This window comes from Streptomyces sp. Mut1, assembly GCF_030719295.1.
GTDB lineage: Bacteria > Actinomycetota > Actinomycetes > Streptomycetales > Streptomycetaceae > Streptomyces > Streptomyces castrisilvae.
The window spans coordinates 4,660,563-4,682,042 of record NZ_CP120997.1 but is presented as its reverse complement, the minus strand read 5'-3'; the positions used below and the strand labels follow the sequence as shown (position 1 = coordinate 4,682,042).

Sequence of the window (21,480 nt, the reverse complement as noted above, 5' to 3'; positions counted from 1 at the left end):
GGGTTGGGCCGAGGGCCCGCTCAGCCCGCGCGGTGGACCACCGCGTCGCACATCTCTTCGAGCGCGAGCTTGGCGTAGCACTCGGGCAGCGGCTTCAGCGTGGCCCGCGCCTCCTGGGCGTACCTGACGGTGTCGCGCCGGGCCTGGGCGAGTGCCGGGTGGGCGCGCAGCAGGCGCAACGCCTCGGCGAGCGCGTCCGGGTCGCCGAGGTCGCCGTCGAGCAGTTCGACCAGGGCCAGGTCGTCCGGCTTGCCGTCGGCCTCGGCCTGCGCCCTGAGGTGGAGGACGGGGAGGGTCGGGATGCCCTCCAGCAGGTCCGTGCCGGGCGTCTTGCCGGACTCGTGGGAGTCGGACGCGATGTCGAGGACGTCGTCGGCGAGCTGGAAGGCCACGCCGAGCCGTTCACCGTACTGGGTGAGGATGTCGGTCGTGGGCTCGCCTGCGCCGGACATCATCGCGCCGAACCGGCAGGCGACGGCGATCAGCGAGCCGGTCTTGCCGCGCATCACTTCGAGGTAGTGCTCGACGGGGTCGCGGCCGTCGCGCGGTCCTGCCGTCTCCAGGATCTGGCCGGTGACCAGGCGCTCGAACGCCTCCGCCTGGATGCGGACGGCCTCGGGGCCGAGGTCGGCCAGGATGTGCGACGCGCGCGCGAAGAGGAAATCGCCGGTCAGCACGGCGACCGAGTTGCCCCAGCGGGAATTGGCGCTGGGGACCCCGCGCCGCACATCGGCCTCGTCCATGACGTCGTCGTGGTACAGCGTCGCGAGGTGGGTCAGCTCCACGACCACGGCGGCGGGCACCACGCCCGGGGCCTCGGAGTCCCCGAACTGGGCGGCCAGCATCGCCAGCAGCGGCCGGAACCTCTTGCCACCCGCCCGCACCAGGTGCTGAGCGGCTTCCGTGATGAAGGGCACGTCGCTCTTGGTGGCATCGAGCAGGCCCGACTCGACAGCAGCCAAACCGGCCTGGACACCGGTCTCAAGAGCCTGGTCCCGCACGCTCAGTCCGAACGGCCCGACGACGGTCACGAGGGGATCTCCTGTCTGCTGACGATCACACGGAATGTCGATGTGTCGTTGTCATCACTCAAGTCAGCGTATCCGGTCCCCTTTGGATCACCGTGGGCGCCTTCCCGCCACCGCCGGTATGTTCGGGATCAGCTCATACGATCAGGAGTTGCCGCTTTGTCCCACGCAGCCGCAGAGACCGAACCGGCGCAGCCGCCCCCGGCTGACGACCATGCCTTTTTCGGCCAGCCCCGGGGTCTGATGACCCTGTCCGGCCTGGAGGTGTGGGAGCGGTTCTCGTTCCTCGGCATGCAGGCGATCCTGGTCCTCTATTTCGCGGACACGGTCGCGCACGGCGGCATGGGCATGGAGCCCGGGACCGCCGCCTCCGTCTCCGCCGCGTACGGCACGCTCGTCTATCTGGTGTCGGTGGCCGGGGGCTGGCTCGCCGACCGCATCCTCGGCTCGTACCGGGCCGTCCTGTACGGCGGCATCCTCATCGCCTGCGGGCACTACGCCATGGCGGTGCCCACGGATGCCATGACCTGGGTGGGCCTCGGCCTGATCAGTGCCGGTACGGGGCTGCTCAAGCCCAATGTGGCCACGATGGTCGGCAAGCTCTACCGGACCGAGGACGAGCGCCGGGACGCGGGCTTCGCCCTCTACTACATGGGCATCAACATCGGCGCGTTCCTCGGCCCCCTGATCACCGGCTGGCTGGGTGACCACGCGAGCTGGCACTGGGGCTTCTCGGCCGCCGCGTTCGGCATGACGCTCGGCCTCATCCAGTACGTGGCGGGCCGCCGTCACCTGGCCGGGCGAAAGCACGCCGCCGAATACGCGCTGGCCCCCGGACCCATGCGCCGCGCGGTCCTGCTCATCGTCGTCGGGGCCGTGGTGGTCGCGGCGGCGGCCACCGGGCTGGCCCTGGCCGGCTGGCTGACCATGGACCGGTTCGTGGACGTGCTCACCCTCATCTCGGTGATCGCCCCGGTCGTCTACTTCGTGGTGATGTTCCGCAGCCCCCGCGTCACCGCCGAGGAGCGCGGCAGGCTGCGCCCGTACGTGGTGCTGTTCCTGGCCTCCGTCGTCTTCAACTTCATCCTCTTCCAGGCGTACTCGACCATGATGCTGCTCGCGTCGACCAACGCCCGTACGGAGGTCTTCGGCTTCCACTTCCCGGCCAGTTGGTACGCCTCGGCGCTCGGCGCCTTCGAGGTGGCGCTCGCCCCGGTGGTCGCGGCCGTCTGGGCGAGGATGGGGCCGCGCCAGCCGCACGCGTCCAACAAGATCGCCATCGGGGTGGTCCTCGGCGGCCTCTCGTTCCTGCTGATGGTCCTGCCCACCTCCGGCCACTCGGGCGACACGTACAAGATGGCCGCCTGGTGGATCGTCGGCTCCTACCTGCTGCTCGGGCTCGGCGACATCCTGCTGGAGACCTCCGGGATGTCCGCGACCACCAAGCTCGCCCCCAGGGCGTTCTCCAGCCAGACCATGGCGCTCTGGTTCCTCTCACTGGCCCTCGCCAACGGCATCCAGGCCCAGATCGTGAAGCTGTACGGCGAGGTGTCCAACCCCGCCTACTTCGGTGTCAATGGCGCTGTCGCGGTGGTGGCCGGTGTGGCCGTCATCGCCGCCGCCCCCTGGCTCAAGCGCACCATGCACCCCGTCCACTGAGGTACGCCCATGCACATCCAGACCGCGTTCCCGTACGAGACGACCCGCGAGGACCTCTATATCCCGCTGCCGGGCGGCACGCAGCTGTACGCCCGGATCTGGCGGCCGGTCACGGACGAACCCGTCCCCGCGCTCCTGGAGTACCTGCCCTACCGGCTGAGCGACTGGACCGCGCCGCGCGACTGGCAGCGCCACCCCTGGTACGCGGGCCACGGCTACGCCTCGGTCCGGGTCGACGTGCGCGGCCACGGCAACAGCGAGGGCATGCCGGGGGACGAGTACGACGCGCAGGAGCTGGCCGACGGCGTCGCCGTCATCCACTGGCTGGCCCAGCAGGAGTGGTGCTCGGGCCGGGTCGGCATGTTCGGGATCTCCTGGGGCGGCTTCAACTCGCTCCAGATCGCCGCGCTCGCCCCGGAGCCGCTGAAGGCGATCGTCACGGTGTGCTCGGCCGACGACCGCTACGACAACGACGTCCACTACATGGGCGGCTCGGTCCTCGCCGTGGACATGCACGCCTGGGCGGCGACCATGCTGGCCTTCGTCTGCCGGCCGCCCGACCCGGCGGACGTCGGCGACGACTGGCGCCAGATGTGGCTGGACCGGCTGGAGGCCGTCGACCCCTTCATCCACACCTGGCTCTCGCACCAGACCCGCGACGCCTACTGGAAGCACGGCAGCGTCTGCGAGGACTACTCCGCGATCAAGGCCAGTGTCCTGGCGGTCGGCGGCTGGCACGACCCGTACCGCGACACCGTCCTCAGGCTGGTCGAGCACCTCGACCCGGCGAAGGTGCGCGGGATCATCGGGCCCTGGTCGCACCAGTACCCCGACCGGGGGCTGCCGCCGGGACCCGCGATCGGCTTTCTCCAGGAGACGCTGCGCTGGTGGGACCAGCACCTGAAGGACGAGGACACCGGCGTCATGGCGGAGCCGCTGCTGCGGTCCTGGATCAGCGAGTCGCACCGGCCCGCCACGGTCTACGAGACGCTGCCCGGCCGCTGGGTCGGGGAGACCAGCTGGCCGTCGCAGGACGTCACCCCGGTGGCGTACGCCCTCCAGGGCGGGCCGCAGATCGTCCACTCGCCGCAGCAGACCGGGCTCGACGCGGGCCGGTTCTTCCCCTTCGGCAACGACGCCGACCTGCCGCCGGACCAGCGGGACGAGGACGCCAAGTCGCTCTGCTTCGAATTCCCGGTCGCCGACGCGCCGATCGAGATCCTGGGCCGTCCCCGGGTGAAGCTGCGCATCCGGATGGACGTACCGCGCGGCCAGGCCATCGCCCGGCTCTGCGACGTCGCCCCCGACGGCTCCTCCACCCTCGTCACGCGCGGCGCCCTCAACCTCGCCGCCCGCAACGGCCGCGACCGCACCGACGACTGGCCGGCCGGGGCCACCGAGGACGTCACCTTCGAACTGAACGGCATCGGCCACACCTTCCCGCCCGGCCACCGCATCAGACTCGCCCTCTCCTCCTCGTACTGGCCGTGGATCTGGCCGCAGGCCGGCTCGGCCGGATTCACCCTGGAGGCCGACGAGAGCCTGGTGGAGCTGCCGGTGCGGCGGCACACCGAGGACCCGGCGATCCGCTTCGAGGAGCCCGAACAGTCCGAGCCGCTCGGCGTCGTCTACCCCGAAACACTCGACCCGCCACGCCCCGAACGGCTGATCGTCCGCGATGTCGCCAAGGGCCAGTGGCGGATGGAGGTCGACCCGCGCTACGGCGGCACGCGCGTCTACCCCGACGGGCTGGAGTTCACCGAGGAAGCGGTGGAGACGTACACGATCCAGGAGGCCGACCCGCTCTCCGCGCGCACCCGGTCCGACTGGACGATCCGGCTGCACCGGCCGGAGATGGCGTGGGACGTGCAGATCGACACCCGCTCGGAGATCACCGCCGACGCGGACGACTTCCACACCGTCAACGAGGTCGTCTGCACCGAGGGCGGCGAGGTCGTCTTCCACCGGACCTGGGAGAAGAGCATCCCCAGAACCGCAGGTTAGGGCGGACACGCAGCCGCACATTCCGAGGCATCGGGGAGGGCTGGGGCACTGCCGCCGGGTGGTGTGCCCGACGTAACGTGTCTCCCAAGCGACCTGGAAAGCGAGGCAGCAACAGATGCCCGAGCAGAGCAGCCCGCTCGATCTGGCCGAGGGCGATCCCTTCGGCCCGCACAACCTGCCCTACGGCGTGTTCTCCACCCCCGACCGGGCCGGGGAGCGACGCGTCGGTGTCCGCATCGGCGCCCACGTCCTGGACGCCGGGGCCGCCGCGCTCGCCCTCGGCTCGCCGTACGCCCAACTGCTGGCCCAGCCGGACCTGACGGCCCTGCTCGCGGCCGGCCGCACCGCCTGGCGCGATGTGCGCCGCGCGCTGACCGCCTGGGTGACGGTCCCCGCCCACCGCGCCGACATAGAGCCGCTCCTGCACCCCGTGGACACGGTGACCATGCACCTGCCGTACCGGGTCGCGGACTACGTGGACTTCTACGCCAGCGAGCACCACGCCACCAACGTCGGCCGGATCTTCCGCCCCGACGGCGACGCGCTCACCCCCAACTGGAAGCACCTGCCGATCGGTTACCACGGCCGGGCCGGCACCGTCGTCGTCTCCGGCACGGACGTGGTGCGCCCGGCGGGCCAGCGCAAGGCCCCCGCCGACCCGGCGCCCGTCTTCGGCCCGTCCGTCAAGCTCGACATCGAGGCCGAGGTCGGCTTCGTCGTCGGCACCCCGTCCGAGCACGGCAGGCCCGTGCCGCTGGCCGACTTCCGCGAGCACGTCTTCGGCCTGTCCCTGCTCAACGACTGGTCGGCGCGCGACATCCAGGCCTGGGAGTACGTCCCGCTCGGCCCCTTCCTCGGCAAGTCCTTCGCCACCTCCGTCTCGGCGTGGGTGACCCCGCTGGAGGCCCTGGACGCCGCGCGGACCGCCCCGCCCGCCCGCGACTTCCCGCTGCTGCCCTACCTGGACGACGCCGAGGAGGACGAGCCCGGCGGCTACGACCTGCGGCTCTCCGTCGCGATCAACGGCCAGGTCGTCGCGGAGCCCCCGTTCTCCACGATGTACTGGACGGCCGCCCAGCAGCTCGCCCAGATGACGGTCAACGGCGCCTCGCTGCGCACCGGCGACCTCTACGGCTCCGGCACCATCAGCGGCGCCGAACCCGCCCAGCGCGGCTCCCTGCTCGAACTCACCTGGAACGGCCGCGACCCGCTGGAGCTGCCCGAGGGCAAGCGGACGTTCCTGGAGGACGGCGACACGGTGACCATCACCGCCTGGGCCCCCGGCCCGGACGGCACCCGCGTCGGCCTCGGCGAGGTCACCGGCCGCATCACCCCGACGGCCTGACCCCGACGGCCCGGCCGCTCCCCGCCCGGGGCGCGTCCGGGCCGGGGCGCGTCCGGGCCCGGCGCGGACGGGGCGGGTGGCGGTCAGCGGGGCGTGAGGCGCTGCTCGTACGAGGAGGCCGCCGGGCTCACTCCCACTCCGGCGGCTCCTCGTCCCAGCCGAACTCGGAGTCGTCGGCGGGGGCGGGGGCCGGAGCGGGCGTCCTGGCGGGGGCGCGGGACGGCGCCGGGGCGGGCACGCGGGCCGGGGCTGCGGGGGTCTGGGTCGCGGGGGCCGGGGGCGCTTCCGCCGGGGGTGCCGTCTCCGGGAGTGCGGCCTTCGCCGGGGTCGCGGCCTCCGCCTCCGCCTCCGCCGCGGCCGGCAGCTCGGCCAGCACCTCCAGCACGCCCTCCCCGTACGTCGCGAGCTTCTTCTCGCCCAGGCCGCTGATCCCGCCCAGCTCGCCGAGCGTCGCCGGGCGGACCGTCGCGATCTCGCGCAGGGTCGCGTCGTGGAAGATCACATACGCCGGGAGGCCCAGCTCCTTGGCCTGGGCGGCGCGCCAGGCGCGCAGGGCCTCGAAGACCGGGACGGCCGTCCCGGGGAGGTCGGCGGCCACGGCCGCCTTGCCCTTGCGCTCGCCCCGCGACGACGAGCGGGAGGCCGTCGGCTTCTTCGGCTCCTTGCGCAGCTGCACCTCGCGCTCCCGGCCGAGGACGGCTCCGCTCTCCTCGGTCAGGACCAGCGTGCCGTACTCGCCCTCGACGGCCAGCAGGCCCTGGGCGAGGAGCTGGCGCACGACGCCGCGCCACTCCGCCTCGGCCAGCTCGTCGCCGATGCCGAAGACCGAGAGCTGGTCGTGGTCGAACTGGATGATCTTGGCCGTGCGGCGGCCGAGCAGGATGTCGATGATCTGGCCGGCGCCGAACTTCTGCCCGCGCTCCCGCTTCAGCCGTACGACCGTGGACAGCAGCTTCTGCGAGACCACCGTGCCGTCCCAGGTCTCGGGCGGGGTGAGGCAGGTGTCGCAGTTGCCGCAGGAGGCGGCGGTGGGGTCCTGGCCGAAGTAGGTGAGGAGCTGGGCGCGGCGGCACTGGGCGGTCTCGCACAGGGCCAGCATGGAGTCCAGGTGGGAGGCGGCCCGGCGGCGGAAGGACTCGTCGCCCTCGCCGCCCTGGATGAGCTTGCGCTGCTGGACGACGTCCTGGAGGCCGTACGCCATCCAGGCCGTGGACGGGGCTCCGTCGCGGCCCGCACGGCCGGTCTCCTGGTAGTAGCCCTCGACGGACTTCGGCAGGTCCAGGTGGGCGACGAAGCGGACGTCCGGCTTGTCGATGCCCATGCCGAAGGCGATCGTCGCGACGACGACGAGGCCCTCCTCGCGCAGGAAGCGGGACTGGTGGACCGCGCGGGTCCCGGCGTCGAGCCCCGCGTGGTACGGGACGGCCTCGATGCCGTTGCGGCAGAGGTACTCGGCGGTCTTCTCCGTGGAGGCGCGGGAGAGGCAGTAGACGATGCCCGCGTCCCCTGCGTGCTCCTCCTTGAGGAAGGAGAGCAGCTGCTTCTTCGGGTCGGCCTTGCCCACGATGCGGTACTGGATGTTGGGCCGGTCGAAGCTGGCCACGAAGTGCCTGGCGTCGGGCATGCCCAGGCGCTGGGTGATCTCGCGGTGCGTGGCGTCGGTCGCGGTGGCCGTCAGGGCGATGCGCGGCACGTCGGGCCAGCGCTCGCCGAGCACCGACAGGGCGAGGTAGTCGGGGCGGAAGTCGTGGCCCCACTGGGCGACGCAGTGCGCCTCGTCAATGGCGAAGACGGAGACCTCGCCCCGGGAGAGCAGGGCCAGGGTGGCGTCCAGCCGCAGCCGCTCCGGGGCCAGGTAGAGCAGGTCCAGCTCACCGGCGACGAACTGGGCCTCCATCGAGCGGCGCTCGTCGAAGTCCTGCGTGGAGTTGATGAAGCCGGCCCGCACACCGAGCGCGCGCAGGGCGTCCACCTGGTCCTGCATGAGGGCGATCAGCGGGGAGATCACGATGCCGGTGCCCCGCCTGACCAGGGCCGGGATCTGGTAGCAGAGGGACTTGCCGCCACCGGTCGGCATGAGCACGACGGCGTCCCCGCCGGCCACCACATGGTCGACGACCGCTTCCTGCTCGCCGCGGAACGCCTCGTACCCGAAGACGCGGTGCAGGGTCCGCCGCGCCTCGCTCTCGGTCGCCCCGGCGGCCCCGCCCGTGGTCACATCCGTGGTCATGCCCGTCACGCCCGTCCCGCTCATCGCTCTGTCCCCCGTACCGGTCCCGCTGCGTCCCAGCGCTCTCCCCTGCCACGATAGGCGCCGCGTACGACAACGCCGGACGGGCTTGACTTCCAAGCCCGTCCGGCGGCGTCCGGCAACAGCTTCCGGCTACCTCACGAACACTCCGGCCTGGCTCGCCAGGTCCAGGAAGTACTGCGGGGCCAGGCCCAGCACCACGGTGACGGCCACGCCGACGGCGATCGTGGTCATCGTCAGCGGGGACGGGACGGCGACCGTGGGGCCGTCCGCCTTCGGCTTGCTGAAGAACATCAGCACGATGACCCGGATGTAGAAGAACGCGGCGATCGCCGAGGAGATCACACCGACCACGACCAGACCGCCCGCGCCGCCGTCCGCCGCCGCCTTGAACACGGCGAACTTCCCGGAGAAGCCCGAGGTGAGCGGAATACCGGCAAAGGCCAGCAGGAACACCGCGAAGACCGCGGCGACCAGCGGCGAGCGCCGGCCGAGCCCCGCCCACTTCGACAGGTGCGTCGCCTCGCCGCCCGCGTCCCGCACCAGCGTGACGACGGCGAAGGCGCCGACCGTCACGAAGGAGTACGTGCCGAGGTAGAAGAGGACGGACGAGATGCCCTCGGGGGTAGCCGCGATGACACCGGCCAGGATGAACCCGGCGTGCGCGATCGAGGAGTAGGCCAGCAGCCGCTTGATGTCGGTCTGGGTGATCGCGACGATCGCGCCGCCCACCATCGTGACGATCGCGATGCCCCACATGACCGGCCGCAGGTCCCAGGTGAGGCCCGGCAGCACCACGTACAGCAGGCGCAGCAGCGCGCCGAACGCGGCGACCTTGGTGGCCGCGGCCATGAAGCCGGTGACCGGGGTCGGGGCGCCCTGGTAGACGTCCGGGGTCCACATGTGGAACGGGACGGCGCCGACCTTGAAGAGCAGGCCGGTCAGGATCATCGCGCCGCCGATGAGCAGCAGCGCGTCGTTGCCCATGGTGTCGGCGAGCGCCGGGTCGATCTTCTGGATCGAGCCGTCGACCACGGTGGCGATCTGGGCGTACGAGACGGAGCCCGCGTACCCGTAGAGGAGGGCGATCCCGAAGAGCAGGAACGCCGAGGAGAACGCGCCGAGCAGGAAGTACTTCACCGCGGCCTCCTGCGACATCAGCCGCTTGCGGCGGGCGACGGCGCACAGGAGGTAGAGCGGGAGGGAGAAGACCTCCAGGGCCACGAACAGCGTCAGCAGGTCGTTGGCCGCCGGGAAGACCAGCATGCCGGCCACCGAGAACAGCACCAGCGGGAAGACCTCGGTGGTGGTGAAGCCGGCCCTGACCGCGGCCTTCTCGCTGTCGCTGCCGGGCACGGACGCGGCCTGCGCGGCGAAGGAGTCCACCCTGTTTCCGTGCGACTCCGGGTCGAGCCGCCGTTCCGCGAAGGTGAAGACCGCGACCAGGGACGTCAGGAGGATGACGCCCTGGAGGAACAGGGCCGGTCCGTCGACGGCGATGGCGCCCATCGCGGCGATGTGCGCCTTGGTCGTCCCGTATCCGCCGGCCGCCAGGCCGACCACCGCGGCGAACGCGGCGACCAGGGCGACGACGGTCAGGAAGACCTGCGTGTAGTAGCGGGCCCGGCGCGGCACGAAGGCCTCGACGAGCACGCCGAGGACGGCGACGCCGATCACGATCAGGACCGGGGTCAGCTGGGTGTACTCGATGACCGGGGCGTTGAACTTCTCGTCCGGGGCGGCAGTCGTCACCCCGCCCGCCGTCGTCCACAGACTGTGGACAGCTGTTGCGCTCACTTGGCGGCCTCCACCTCGGGCTGGGGGTCCTTCTTCTGTACGTCCGACATGGTGTGCCGCACCGCCGGATTGACGATGTCCGTCAGCGGCTTCGGGTAGACACCCAGGAAGAGCAGGAGCGCGATGAGCGGGACGACCACCGCGAGCTCACGGACCTTGAGGTCCGCCATGCCCTGCACCTCCGCCTTGACCGGCCCGGTCATGGTCCGCTGGTAGAGGACCAGGACGTAGATCGCGGCGAGCACGATGCCGGTGGTGGCGATGATGCCGACCACCGGATACGCCGCGAACGCGCCGACCAGGACCAGGAACTCGCTGACGAACGGGGCGAGCCCCGGCAGCGACAGCGTGGCCAGGCCGCCGATCAGGAAGGTGCCGGCCAGGACCGGGGCCACCTTCTGCACTCCGCCGTAGTCGGAGATGAGCCGCGAGCCGCGCCGGGTGATCAGGAAGCCCGCCACCAGCATCAGCGCGGCCGTCGAGATGCCGTGGTTGACCATGTACAGCGTCGCGCCCGACTGGCCCTGGCTGGTCATCGCGAAGATGCCCAGCACGATGAAGCCGAAGTGCGAGATGGACGCGTAGGCGATCAGCCGCTTGATGTCGCGCTGGCCGACCGCGAGCAGCGCCCCGTAGACGATGCTGATCAGCGCCAGGACCAGGATCACCGGCGTCGCCCACTTGCTGGCCTCCGGGAAGAGCTGGAGGCAGAAGCGGAGCATCGCGAAGGTGCCGACCTTGTCGACGACCGCGGTGAGCAGCACGGCGACCGGGGAGGTCGCCTCGCCCATGGCGTTGGGCAGCCAGGTGTGCAGCGGCCACAGCGGGGCCTTCACCGCGAAGGCGAAGAAGAACCCGAGGAACAGCCACCGCTCGGTGCTGGTCGCCATGGTGAACGAGCCGTTGGCGCGGGCCTCGGCGATCTCGGAGAGCGAGAACGAGCCCGCGACCACGTAGAGCCCGATGACCGCGGCCAGCATGATGAGGCCGCCGACCAGGTTGTAGAGGAGGAACTTGACCGCGGCGTACGAGCGTTGCGCCGCCGCGTTCTCGTCGCTCCCGGCGTGGGCCCGGTCCCCGAAGCCGCCGATGAGGAAGTACATCGGGATGAGCATGGCTTCGAACAGGATGTAGAAGAGGAAGACGTCGGTGGCCTCGAAGGAGAGGATCACCATCGCTTCGACCATCAGGATCAGGGCGAAGAAGCCCTGGGTGGGGCGCCAGCGGGAGGACTGTGTTTCCAGGGGATCGGCGTCGTGCCAGCCGGCCAGGATGACGAAGGGGATCAGCAGCGCGGTGAGCGCCATGAGCGCCACCCCGATGCCGTCCACGCCCAGCTCGTAGCGCACGCCGAAGTCCTTGATCCAGGCGTGCGATTCGGTGAGCTGGAAGCGGTCGCCGCCGGGCTCGAAGCGGGCGAGCGCGATGCCCGCGAGCACGAGCGTGGCCAGCGAGAAGACCAGCGCCAGCCATTTCGCGGTGGTGCGCCTGGCCGCCGGGACGGCGGCGGTGGCGATCGCGCCGATGGCCGGGAGCGCCGCCGTCGCTGTCAGGAGAGGAAAGGACATGTGATCAGACCGCCCTCATCAGCAGGGTCGCGGCGATGAGAACCGCCGTACCGCCGAACATCGAGACCGCGTAGGAGCGGGCGTAGCCGTTCTGCAGTTTGCGCAGCCGGCCGGAGAGCCCGCCCATCGAGGCGGCCGTGCCGTTGACGACGCCGTCGACCAGGGTGTGGTCGACGTAGACCAGGGAGCGGGTCAGGTGCTCGCCGCCGCGGACCAGGACCACGTGGTTGAAGTCGTCCTGGAGGAGATCGCGGCGCGCGGCCCGGGTGAGCAGCGAGCCGCGCGGGGCGACCACGGGCACCGGCTTGCGGCCGTACATCACCCAGGCGATGGCGACACCGACGACGAGCACCACCATGGTGGCGGCCGTGACGGTGGTCGCGCCGATCGGGGCGTCCCCGTGGTCGTGGCCGGTGACGGGCTCCAGCCAGTGCAGGAAGCGGTCGCCGATGGAGAAGAAGCCGCCCGCGAAGACCGAACCGAAGGCCAGGACGATCATGGGGATGGTCATGGACTTCGGGGACTCGTGCGGGTGGGGCTCGTGGCCCTCCCCGTCGGGCTGCCAGCGCTTCTCGCCGAAGAACGTCAGCAGCATCACGCGCGTCATGTAGAACGCGGTGATCGCGGCGCCCAGCAGCGTCACGGCGCCGAGGATCCAGCCCTCGGTGCCGCCCTTGGCGAAGGCCGCCTCGATGATCTTGTCCTTGGAGAAGAAGCCGGACAGACCGGGGAAGCCGATGATCGCGAGGTAGCCGAGCCCGAAGGTGACGAAGGTGACCGGCATGTACTTCCGGAGACCGCCGAACTTCCGCATGTCGACCTCGTCGTTCATGCCGTGCATGACCGAACCGGCGCCGAGGAAGAGACCGGCCTTGAAGAAGCCGTGCGTCACCAGGTGCATGATCGCGAAGACGTAGCCGATGGGGCCGAGCCCGGCGGCCAGGATCATGTAGCCGATCTGCGACATCGTTGAGCCGGCGAGGGCCTTCTTGATGTCGTCCTTCGCGCAACCGACGATCGCCCCGAAGATCAGCGTGACCGCGCCGACGACCACGACGACCAGCTGGGCGTCGGGGGCGGCGTTGAAGATCGCGCCCGAGCGGACGATGAGGTAGACACCGGCGGTGACCATGGTGGCGGCGTGGATCAGGGCCGAGACCGGGGTCGGGCCCTCCATCGCGTCACCGAGCCAGGACTGCAACGGCACCTGGGCGGACTTGCCGCAGGCCGCGAGCAGCAGCATCAGGCCGATCGCCGTCAGCTTGCCCTCGCTCGGCTGACCGCCTTCGGCGGCCTCCAGGACGGGGGCGAAGGCGAAGGTGCCGAAGGTGGTGAACATCAGCATGATCGCGATCGACAGGCCCATGTCGCCGACGCGGTTGACCAGGAACGCCTTCTTCGCGGCGGTGGCCGCGCTGGGCTTGTGCTGCCAGAAGCCGATCAGCAGGTACGACGCCAGACCGACGCCCTCCCACCCGACGTACAGCAGCAGGTAGTTGTCGGCGATGACCAGGATCAGCATCGCCGCGAGGAACAGGTTCAGATAGCCGAAGAAGCGGCGCCGGCGCTCGTCGTGCTCCATGTAGCCGATCGAGTAGATGTGGATCAGCGTGCCCACACCGGTGATCAGCAGGACGAAGGTCATCGACAGCTGGTCGAGCTGGAAGGCCACATCGGCCTGGAAGCCCTCGACCGGAATCCAGCTGAACAGCTTCTGGTGCAGCGCCCGGTCCTCGGCGCCCTTGCCGAGCATGTCGGTGAAGAGCACCACGGCGACGACGAACGAGGCGGCGGCGAGCACGGTGCCGAGCCAGTGCCCGGCACGGTCGAGGCGCCGGCCGCCGCACAGCAGCACCGCCGCTCCGAGCAGGGGCGCCGCGACGAGCAGCGCAATCAGGTTCTCTGCGTTCATTGGGTCCAGCGCCCCTCTACAGCTTCATCAGGCTGGGGTCGTCGACCGAGGCCGAGTGGCGGGAACGGAACAACGACACGATGATCGCGAGCCCGACCACGACCTCCGCGGCAGCGACGACCATCGTGAAGAAGGCGATGATCTGGCCGTCGAGGTTGCCGTGCATACGGGAGAAGGTGACGAACGCGAGGTTGCAGGCGTTGAGCATCAGCTCCACGCACATGAACACCACGATCGCGTTCCGCCGGATCAGCACCCCGGCCGCGCCGATGGTGAACAGCAGGGCGGCGAGATAGAGGTAGTTGACCGGATTCACTTGGCGACCTCCTCTTCTTCGGTGTCCCGGCCGAGCCGCTCACCGGAGCGCTGCTCCAGTGCCTTGAGGCCGGCCAGTGATTCGTGGGACACATCGCGCATCTGGCCGCGCTTGCGCAGCGTCTGCATGACGGTGAGTTCGGACGGGGTGCCGTCGGGGAGCATGCCCGCGATGTTGACCGCGTTGTGCCGGGCGTAGACGCCGGGGGCGGGCAGCGGCGGGAGGTGCTGTCCGCGCACGCGCTCCTCGGACATCTCCCGCTGGGTCTTGGCCCGTTCGGTGCGCTCGCGGTGCGTGAGCACCATCGCGCCGACGGTCGCGGTGATCAGCAGGGCGCCGGTGATCTCGAAGGCGAAGACGTACTTGGTGAAGATGAGGCTGGCCAGCCCCTCCACGTTTCCGCCGTGCACGGCGTTGGCGGTGCCCAGGCCGTTGAAACTCGTCAGCGAGGCGTTGCCGATTCCGGCAATCAGCAGGATGCCGAAGCCGATGCCGCATCCGGCGGCCAGCCAGCGCTGGCCCTTGATGGTCTCCTTCAGCGAGTCCGCCGCCGTGACACCGACGAGCATGACCACGAAGAGGAACAGCATCATGATCGCGCCGGTGTAGACGACGATCTGCACGATGCCGAGGAAGTAGGCGCCGTTGGCGAGGTAGAACACCGCCAGGATGATCATCGTCCCGGCGAGGCTCAGCGCGCTGTGCACGGCCCTCTTCATCAGCACGGTGGACAGGGCGCCGATCACGGCGACCGTGCCGAGCACCCAGAACTGGAAGGCCTCGCCGGTCGAGGTCTGTGAGGCCGCTGCGGCCAGGCCGGTCATGCGTCCACCTCCTGCGTGGCGCCGTTGTTCTCGCCGGCCTCGTCGGACGGCTTCTCGCCCTTGGAGACGGCGAGCTGGCGCTCCGTACCGGGGGCGGCCTCGGTGACCAGGCCCTGGTAGTAGTCCTGTTCGTCCGTGCCGGGGAAGATCGCGTGCGGGCTGTCGACCATGCCTTCCTCCAGGCCCGCGAGCAGCTCGTCCTTGGTGTAGATGAGGCTCTCGCGGGTGGTGTTGGCGAGCTCGAACTCATTGGTCATCGTGAGCGCCCTGGTCGGGCACGCCTCGATGCACAGTCCGCAGAGGATGCAGCGCGCGTAGTTGATCTGGTAGACGCGGCCGTAGCGCTCGCCCGGGGAGTAGCGCTCCTCCTCGGTGTTGTCCGCGCCCTCCACGTAGATCGCGTCCGCCGGACAGGCCCAGGCGCACAGCTCGCAGCCGACGCACTTCTCCAGGCCGTCCGGATGGCGGTTGAGCTGATGGCGGCCGTGGAAGCGGGGCGCCGTCACCTTCGGCGTCTCCGGATACTGCTCGGTGAGCCGCTTCTTGAACATGGCCTTGAAGGTCACGCCGAAGCCGGCCACCGGATTCAGGAACTTGTCCTCCGAGGACTGGGAGGACTGCGAGGACGCCGTCGACCCCGTCGGCCCGGTGGACTCCGCCGGCCTCTTGGACCCCGGCGAATCAGGCAGTTCAGACACCGTCGGCCTCCTTTCCGTCACTCGGATTTCCGTCACTCTGAGTATCCACGCCACCACTGACGACGAGCTCCCGCTCGCGGCGCGGCCTGCGCCGCGGCACGGGCGGCAGGGTCTGTCCGGGCAGCGGCGGCACCGGGAATCCGCCCGCCATCGGGTCGAACGCCGGTTCCGGGCCCGCCTCGGCGGCCGCGGCCTTCTCCTTCTTGTCGCGGAAGATGTCGACCACGAACGAGATCAGCAGGACCGCGATCACGGCCCCGGCCACATAGAGCAGGATCTTCGAGAAGTCGTGGCCCTCGTTGCGCAGCGCCCGCACCGTCGCGACCAGCATCAGCCAGACGACGGAGACCGGGATCAGGACCTTCCAGCCCAGCTTCATCAGCTGGTCGTAGCGGACGCGGGGCAGCGTGCCGCGCAGCCAGATGAAGAAGAACAGCAGCAGCTGGACCTTGAGGACGAACCAGAGCATCGGCCACCAGCCGTGGTTCGCGCCCTCCCAGAAGGTGCTGACCGGCCACGGGGCCCGCCAGCCGCCCAGGAACAGGGTCACCGAGACCGCCGAGACCGTCACCATGTTGACGTACTCGGCGAGCATGAACATCGCGAACTTGATCGACGAGTACTCGGTGTTGAAGCCGCCCACGAGGTCGCCCTCGGACTCCGGCATGTCGAACGGGGCGCGGTTGGTCTCGCCGACCATCGTGACGATGTAGATGATGAAGGAGACCGGCAGCAGGATGACGAACCAGCGGTCCTCCTGCGCCTCCACGATCTTCGAGGTCGACATCGACCCGGAGTAGAGGAAGACCGAGGCGAACGCGGCACCCATCGCGATCTCGTACGAGATCATCTGCGCGCAGGAGCGGAGTCCGCCGAGCAGCGGGTACGTCGATCCGGAGGACCAGCCGGCCAGCACGATGCCGTAGATCCCGACCGAGGCGACCGCGAGGATGTACAGCATCGCGATCGGCAGGTCGGTGAGCTGCATCGCCGTACGGTGGCCGAAGATCGAGACCTCGTTGCCGGACGGGCCGAAGGGGATCACCGCGATCGCCATGAACGCCGGGATCGCGGCGATGATCGGGGCGAGGACGTAGACGACCTTGTCCGCCCGCTTGACGATGACGTCTTCCTTCAGCATCAGCTTGATGCCGTCGGCGAGCGACTGGAGCATGCCCCAGGGGCCGTGCCGGTTGGGGCCGATGCGCAGCTGCATCCAGGCGACGACCTTGCGCTCCCACACGATGGAGAACAGCACGGTCACCATCAGGAACGCGAAGCAGAAGACGGCCTTGACGACGACGAGCCACCAGGGGTCGTTGCCGAACATCGACAGGTCCTCGGCGGCGAGCACCGCGCTGTGCGGTCCTGCGGCCAGTTGAGCGAAGGCGGTCACGCCCGCACCTCCGGTGTGACGTCGGGAGTACCGGGAGCGGCGGGGCCGATCCGGACCAGGCCGCCGGGGCGGGCCCCGGTCGTGACCGGCACGCCCCGCCCGACGGAGTTCAGCGGCACCCAGACCACGCGGTCCGGCATGTCGGTGACCCGGAGCGGGAGTTCGACGCTGCCCGCGGGGCCGGAGACGGCCAGCAGGTCACCGTCCTTGACGCCGGTCTCGGCCGCGGTGGTGGCGGAGAGCCGGGCCACCGCCTCGTGCCGGGTCCCGGCCAGCGCGGTGTCGCCCTCCTGGAGCCGGCCCAGGTCGAGCAGCATCCGGTGGCCCGCGAGGACCGCCTCGCCGTCACCGGGCCGGGGCAGCGGCTGCGCCGAGGCGCGCGGCTCGTCCGCGTACCCGCCCTGCCAGCCGCCGAGCCGGTCCAGCTCGCGGCGGGCGGCCTTCAGGTCCGGCAGCGCGAAGTGGACGTCAAGGGCATCCGCCAGCATGTGCAGCACCCGGGCATCGCCCGGCGCCAGGTTCCGGGTCATCTGCTCGGGCTTCAGCGCGGCCTCGAACATCCGCGCCCTGCCCTCCCAGTTGAGGAAGGTGCCGGACTTCTCGGCGACCGCGGCGACCGGGAGCACCACATCGGCGCGGTCGGTGACCTCGCTGGGCCGCAGCTCCAGCGAGACCAGGAAGCCGACCCGGTCCAGGGCCTCCAGGGCCCGCGCCGGATCGGGCAGGTCCTCGGTCCCGACGCCGCCGACGAGCAGCGCGCCCAGCTCACCGGTGGCCGCGGCCTCGATGATCTGGCCGGTGTCGCGGCCGAAGCGGGACGGGAGTTCGGCGACGCCCCAGGCTGCCGCGACCTCGTCGCGGGCCCGCGGGTCGGTGGCGGGGCGGCCGCCGGGCAGCAGCGACGGAAGCGCGCCCGCCTCCACCGCACCGCGCTCGCCCGCCCGGCGCGGAATCCACACCAGGCGCGCCCCGGTCGCGGTCGCCGCCCGTACCGCGGCGGTCAGCCCGCCGGGCACCCCGGCCAGCCGCTCACCGACCACGATCAGCGCGCCCTCACCGCGCAGCGCCTCGGCCGCCACGGCACCGTCGCCGTCCAGGCCGACACCGCCCGCGATGGCGTCCAGCCACTCCGTCTCCGTACCGGGGGCGGCGGGCAGCAGCGTGCCGCCCGCCTTCTCCAGGCCGCGGGTGGCGTGCGAGGCGACGGCGAAGGTGCGCTGCCCGCCCTTGCGGTGGGCCTTGCGCAGCCGCAGGAAGACGCCGGGCGCCTCCTCCTCCGACTCGAAGCCGACCAGCAGCACGGTCGGCGCCTTCTCCAGCGAGGTGTACGTGACACCGCCGCCGTCCAGATCCTTGCCGCGCCCCGCGACCCGGGCGGCCAGGAAGTCGGCCTCCTCGCCGCTGTGGACCCGGGCCCGGAAGTCGATGTCGTTGGTGTCCAGGGCGACCCGGGCGAACTTGGCGTACGCGTAGGCGTCCTCGACGGTCAGCCGGCCGCCGGTCAGGACACCGGTCCTGCCGCGCGCCCCGGCCAGCCCCTCGGCCGCCGCGGCCAGCGCCTCGGGCCAGCTCGCCGGTTCCAGCTCGCCGGACTCGCCCCGCACCAGCGGGGTGGTGAGCCGGTCGCGCTGCTGGGCGTAGCGGAAGCCGAAGCGGCCCTTGTCGCAGAGCCACTCCTCGTTGACCTCGGGGTCGTTGGCGGCGAGGCGCCGCATGACCTTGCCGCGCCGGTGGTCGGTGCGGGTGGCGCAGCCCCCGGCGCAGTGCTCGCACACCGAGGGCGTCGACACCAGGTCGAAGGGGCGGGAACGGAATCGGTACGCCGCCGAGGTCAGCGCGCCGACCGGGCAGATCTGGATGGTGTTGCCGGAGAAGTACGACTCGAACGGGTCGCCCTCGCCGGTGCCGACCTGCTGGAGCGCGCCGCGCTCGATCAGCTCGATCATCGGGTCGCCCGCCACCTGGTTGGAGAACCGGGTGCAGCGCGCGCACAGCACGCACCGCTCGCGGTCCAGCAGCACCTGGGTGGAGATCGGGACGGGCTTCTCGTACGTCCGCTTCTTCCCGTCGAAGCGGGAGGTCGCGTCGCCGTGCGACATCGCCTGGTTCTGGAGCGGGCACTCGCCGCCCTTGTCGCAGACCGGGCAGTCCAGCGGGTGGTTGATGAGCAGCAGCTCCATCACGCCGCGCTGCGCCTTGTCGGCGACCGGCGAGGTGATCTGCGACTTGACGACCATGCCGTCGGTGCAGGTGATGGTGCAGGACGCCATCGGCTTGCGCTGGCCCTCGACCTCGACGATGCACTGGCGGCAGGCGCCGGCCGGGTCGAGGAGGGGGTGGTCGCAGAAGCGCGGGATCTCGATGCCGAGGAGTTCGGCGGCGCGGATGACCAGGGTGCCCTTGGGCACGCTGATCTCGATGCCGTCGATGGTCAGCGTGACCAGGTCCTCGGGCGGGATCGCCGCTTCGCCGCCCCCGGAGGGCGCACTCGTGGTGACTGTCATGCGTTCACCCCCTGGGGTGCGTTCTTGTCGTCGGCCCAGAGGGTCGACCTGGCGGGATCGAAGGGGCAGCCCTTGCCGGTGATGTGCTGCTCGTACTCCTCGCGGAAGTACTTCAGCGAGGAGAAGATCGGCGAGGCGGCGCCGTCGCCGAGGGCGCAGAACGACTTGCCGTTGATGTTGTCGGCGATGTCGTTCAGCTTGTCGAGGTCGGACATCCGGCCCTTGCCGGCCTCGATGTCGCGCAGCAACTGGACGAGCCAGTACGTCCCTTCGCGGCAGGGTGTGCACTTGCCGCAGGACTCGTGCGCGTAGAACTCGGTCCAGCGGGTGACGGCCCGCACCACGCAGGTCGTCTCGTCGAAGCACTGGAGCGCCTTGGTGCCGAGCATGGATCCGGCCGCCCCGACGCCCTCGTAGTCGAGGGGCACGTCGAGGTGCTCCTCGGTGAACATCGGGGTGGAGGAGCCGCCCGGGGTCCAGAACTTCAGGCGGTGGCCGGGGCGGATGCCGCCGCTCATGTCGAGGAGCTGGCGCAGCGTGATGCCGAGCGGGGCCTCGTACTGGCCGGGGCCCGCGACGTGGCCGCTGAGCGAGTAGAGCGTGAAGCCCGGGGACTTCTCGCTGCCCATCGACTTGAACCAGTCCTTGCCCTTGTTCAGGATCGCGGGAACCGAGGCGATGGACTCGACGTTGTTCACCACGGTGGGGCAGGCGTAGAGACCGGCGATGGCGGGGAAGGGGGGCCGCAGCCGGGGCTGGCCGCGCCGTCCTTCGAGCGAGTCGAGGAGTGCGGTCTCCTCACCACAGATGTACGCGCCGGCGCCCGCGTGCACGGTGAGCTCCAGATCGAGCCCGGAGCCCAGGACGTCCTTGCCGAGGTAGCCCGCCTCGTACGCCTCGCGGACGGCCTCGTGCAGCCTGCGCAGGACGGGGACGACCTCGCCGCGCAGGTAGATGAAGGCGTGCGAGCAGCGGATCGCGTAGCTGGCGATCACGATGCCTTCGATGAGGCTGTGCGGGTTGGCGAAGAGGAGCGGGATGTCCTTGCAGGTCCCCGGCTCCGACTCGTCGGCGTTGACCACCAGGTAGTGCGGCTTGCCGTCGCCCTGCGGGATGAACTGCCACTTCATCCCGGTGGGGAAGCCTGCGCCGCCGCGTCCGCGCAGACCGGAGTCCTTGACGTACGCGATGAGGTCGTCCGGGGACATGGCGAGGGCCTTGCGCAGTCCCTCGTACCCGTCGTGGCGGCGGTAGGTGTCCAGGGTCCAGGAATCCGGCTGGTCCCAGAAGGCGGACAGGACAGGTGCGAGAAGCTTCTCGGGGCTGGTCCCGTTCTGGTCGATTTCGGCGGCCAACGTCATCACTCCCCCTCCTCGGCTACGGGTCCTGCCGGGTTGTCCGGGTCGGATGCCGAGGTCTGCTGCGGCGCGTCGTGGGAGCTGAGGTGCTCGGCGCCCTTCTGCGGTTCGTCGCGCGGGGCCTCGCCGCGCGGGCCGACCACGCGGGCCTGCGGCGCGGCCTCGCCCTTGGCGAGCTTGAGGCCGATCAGCGAGGCGGGGCCCGCGCCGCCGGTCGCCGCGACGGCGCCGGGGCGCTCGTCGGGGAAGCCGGCCAGGATGCGGGCGGTGTCCTTGTACGTGCAGAGCGGGGCGCCGCGGGTGGGTTCGACGGTGCGGCCGGCGATCAGGTCGTCGACGAGCTGCGTCGCGCTCTCGGGCGTCTGGTTGTCGAAGAACTCCCAGTTGACCATCACGACGGGCGCGAAGTCGCAGGCGGCGTTGCACTCGATGTGTTCGAGGGTGACCTTGCCGTCCTCGGTCGTCTCGTCGTTGCCGACGCCGAGGTGCTCCTTGAGCCTGTCGAAGATCGCGTCGCCGCCCATCACCGCGCAGAGCGTGTTGGTGCAGACGCCGACCTGGTAGTCGCCGCTCGGCTTGCGCCGGTACATCGTGTAGAAGGTGGCGACCGCGGTGACCTCGGCGGTGGTGAGGCCGAGCAGCTCGGCGCAGAACGCCATGCCCGTACGGGAGACGTACCCCTCCTCGGACTGCACGAGGTGCAGCAGCGGCAGGAGCGCGGAGCGGCTGCCGGGGTAGCGGGCGATCACCTCCTTCGCATCCGCTTCGAGCCTGGCGCGCACCTCGGCCGGGTAGGCGGGGGCGGGGAGCTGCGGCATCC

15 protein-coding genes are annotated in these 21,480 nt (G+C 70.8%); 3 read left to right on the top strand and 12 right to left on the bottom strand.

The window, feature by feature from the left end:
* Positions 1 to 20: 20 nt before the first annotated feature.
* Complete coding sequence (locus tag P8A18_RS20300; protein WP_306056417.1) at positions 21 to 1,031, bottom strand: polyprenyl synthetase family protein; 1,011 nt, start codon at positions 1,029 to 1,031, stop codon at positions 21 to 23.
* Positions 1,032 to 1,187: 156 nt separating this feature from the next.
* Between P8A18_RS20300 and P8A18_RS20295 the strand changes: the two genes are divergently transcribed.
* The 3 genes from P8A18_RS20295 (at position 1,188) to fahA (ending at position 6,036) form a co-directional block, all read left to right on the top strand.
* A complete protein-coding gene (locus P8A18_RS20295) occupies positions 1,188 to 2,687 on the top strand; it encodes a peptide MFS transporter (protein WP_306056415.1) in 1,500 nt (499 codons plus the stop codon).
* Between the two features lie 9 nt (positions 2,688 to 2,696).
* Entirely contained in the window at positions 2,697 to 4,691 is a 1,995-nt protein-coding gene (locus tag P8A18_RS20290; RefSeq protein WP_306056413.1) for a CocE/NonD family hydrolase, read from the top strand.
* 115 nt (positions 4,692 to 4,806) lie between these two features.
* Positions 4,807 to 6,036, top strand: coding sequence for a fumarylacetoacetase (fahA, locus tag P8A18_RS20285; protein WP_306056412.1), 1,230 nt, complete (start codon positions 4,807 to 4,809; stop codon positions 6,034 to 6,036).
* A gap of 127 nt (positions 6,037 to 6,163) precedes the next feature.
* Here the strand turns inward: fahA and recQ are convergent, their stop codons facing one another.
* From recQ to nuoE, 11 genes are all read right to left on the bottom strand, one after another.
* Positions 6,164 to 8,290: a DNA helicase RecQ gene (gene recQ / locus P8A18_RS20280; RefSeq protein WP_445978197.1), complete on the bottom strand. Its 2,127-nt coding sequence runs from the start codon at positions 8,288 to 8,290 to the stop codon at positions 6,164 to 6,166.
* 129 nt (positions 8,291 to 8,419) lie between these two features.
* Complete coding sequence (nuoN, locus tag P8A18_RS20275; protein ID WP_306056410.1) at positions 8,420 to 10,084, bottom strand: NADH-quinone oxidoreductase subunit NuoN; 1,665 nt, start codon at positions 10,082 to 10,084, stop codon at positions 8,420 to 8,422.
* Positions 10,081 to 11,652 carry an NADH-quinone oxidoreductase subunit M gene (locus P8A18_RS20270; RefSeq protein ID WP_018553516.1) on the bottom strand — a complete coding sequence of 524 codons (1,572 nt, stop codon included), beginning with the start codon at positions 11,650 to 11,652 and terminating at the stop codon, positions 10,081 to 10,083. The genes nuoN and P8A18_RS20270 overlap by 4 nt, the downstream gene beginning before the upstream one ends.
* Before the next feature lie 4 nt (positions 11,653 to 11,656).
* Positions 11,657 to 13,564, bottom strand: coding sequence for an NADH-quinone oxidoreductase subunit L (gene nuoL / locus P8A18_RS20265; protein ID WP_306056408.1), 1,908 nt, complete (start codon positions 13,562 to 13,564; stop codon positions 11,657 to 11,659).
* A gap of 16 nt (positions 13,565 to 13,580) precedes the next feature.
* Positions 13,581 to 13,880, bottom strand: a complete 300-nt coding sequence (gene nuoK, locus P8A18_RS20260; RefSeq protein WP_306056406.1) for an NADH-quinone oxidoreductase subunit NuoK — start codon at positions 13,878 to 13,880, stop codon at positions 13,581 to 13,583.
* Positions 13,877 to 14,704, bottom strand: a complete 828-nt coding sequence (locus P8A18_RS20255) for an NADH-quinone oxidoreductase subunit J (protein WP_306056405.1) — start codon at positions 14,702 to 14,704, stop codon at positions 13,877 to 13,879. The genes nuoK and P8A18_RS20255 overlap by 4 nt, the downstream gene beginning before the upstream one ends.
* Positions 14,701 to 15,402 carry an NADH-quinone oxidoreductase subunit NuoI gene (nuoI, locus tag P8A18_RS20250; protein ID WP_306056403.1) on the bottom strand — a complete coding sequence of 234 codons (702 nt, stop codon included), beginning with the start codon at positions 15,400 to 15,402 and terminating at the stop codon, positions 14,701 to 14,703. The genes P8A18_RS20255 and nuoI overlap by 4 nt, the downstream gene beginning before the upstream one ends.
* Entirely contained in the window at positions 15,395 to 16,798 is a 1,404-nt protein-coding gene (gene nuoH / locus P8A18_RS20245) for an NADH-quinone oxidoreductase subunit NuoH (protein WP_306056401.1), read from the bottom strand. The genes nuoI and nuoH overlap by 8 nt, the downstream gene beginning before the upstream one ends.
* Positions 16,795 to 19,302 carry an NADH-quinone oxidoreductase subunit G gene (locus P8A18_RS20240; protein ID WP_306056399.1) on the bottom strand — a complete coding sequence of 836 codons (2,508 nt, stop codon included), beginning with the start codon at positions 19,300 to 19,302 and terminating at the stop codon, positions 16,795 to 16,797. Before P8A18_RS20240 ends, nuoH begins: the two co-directional genes overlap by 4 nt.
* Positions 19,299 to 20,663, bottom strand: coding sequence for an NADH-quinone oxidoreductase subunit NuoF (nuoF, locus tag P8A18_RS20235; protein WP_306056397.1), 1,365 nt, complete (start codon positions 20,661 to 20,663; stop codon positions 19,299 to 19,301). The genes P8A18_RS20240 and nuoF overlap by 4 nt, the downstream gene beginning before the upstream one ends.
* On the bottom strand, positions 20,663 to 21,478 hold the full coding sequence (nuoE, locus tag P8A18_RS20230) for an NADH-quinone oxidoreductase subunit NuoE (protein WP_306061030.1): 816 nt from the start codon (positions 21,476 to 21,478) through the stop codon (positions 20,663 to 20,665). The genes nuoF and nuoE overlap by 1 nt, the downstream gene beginning before the upstream one ends.
* Between the last annotated feature and the right edge of the window lie 2 nt (positions 21,479 to 21,480).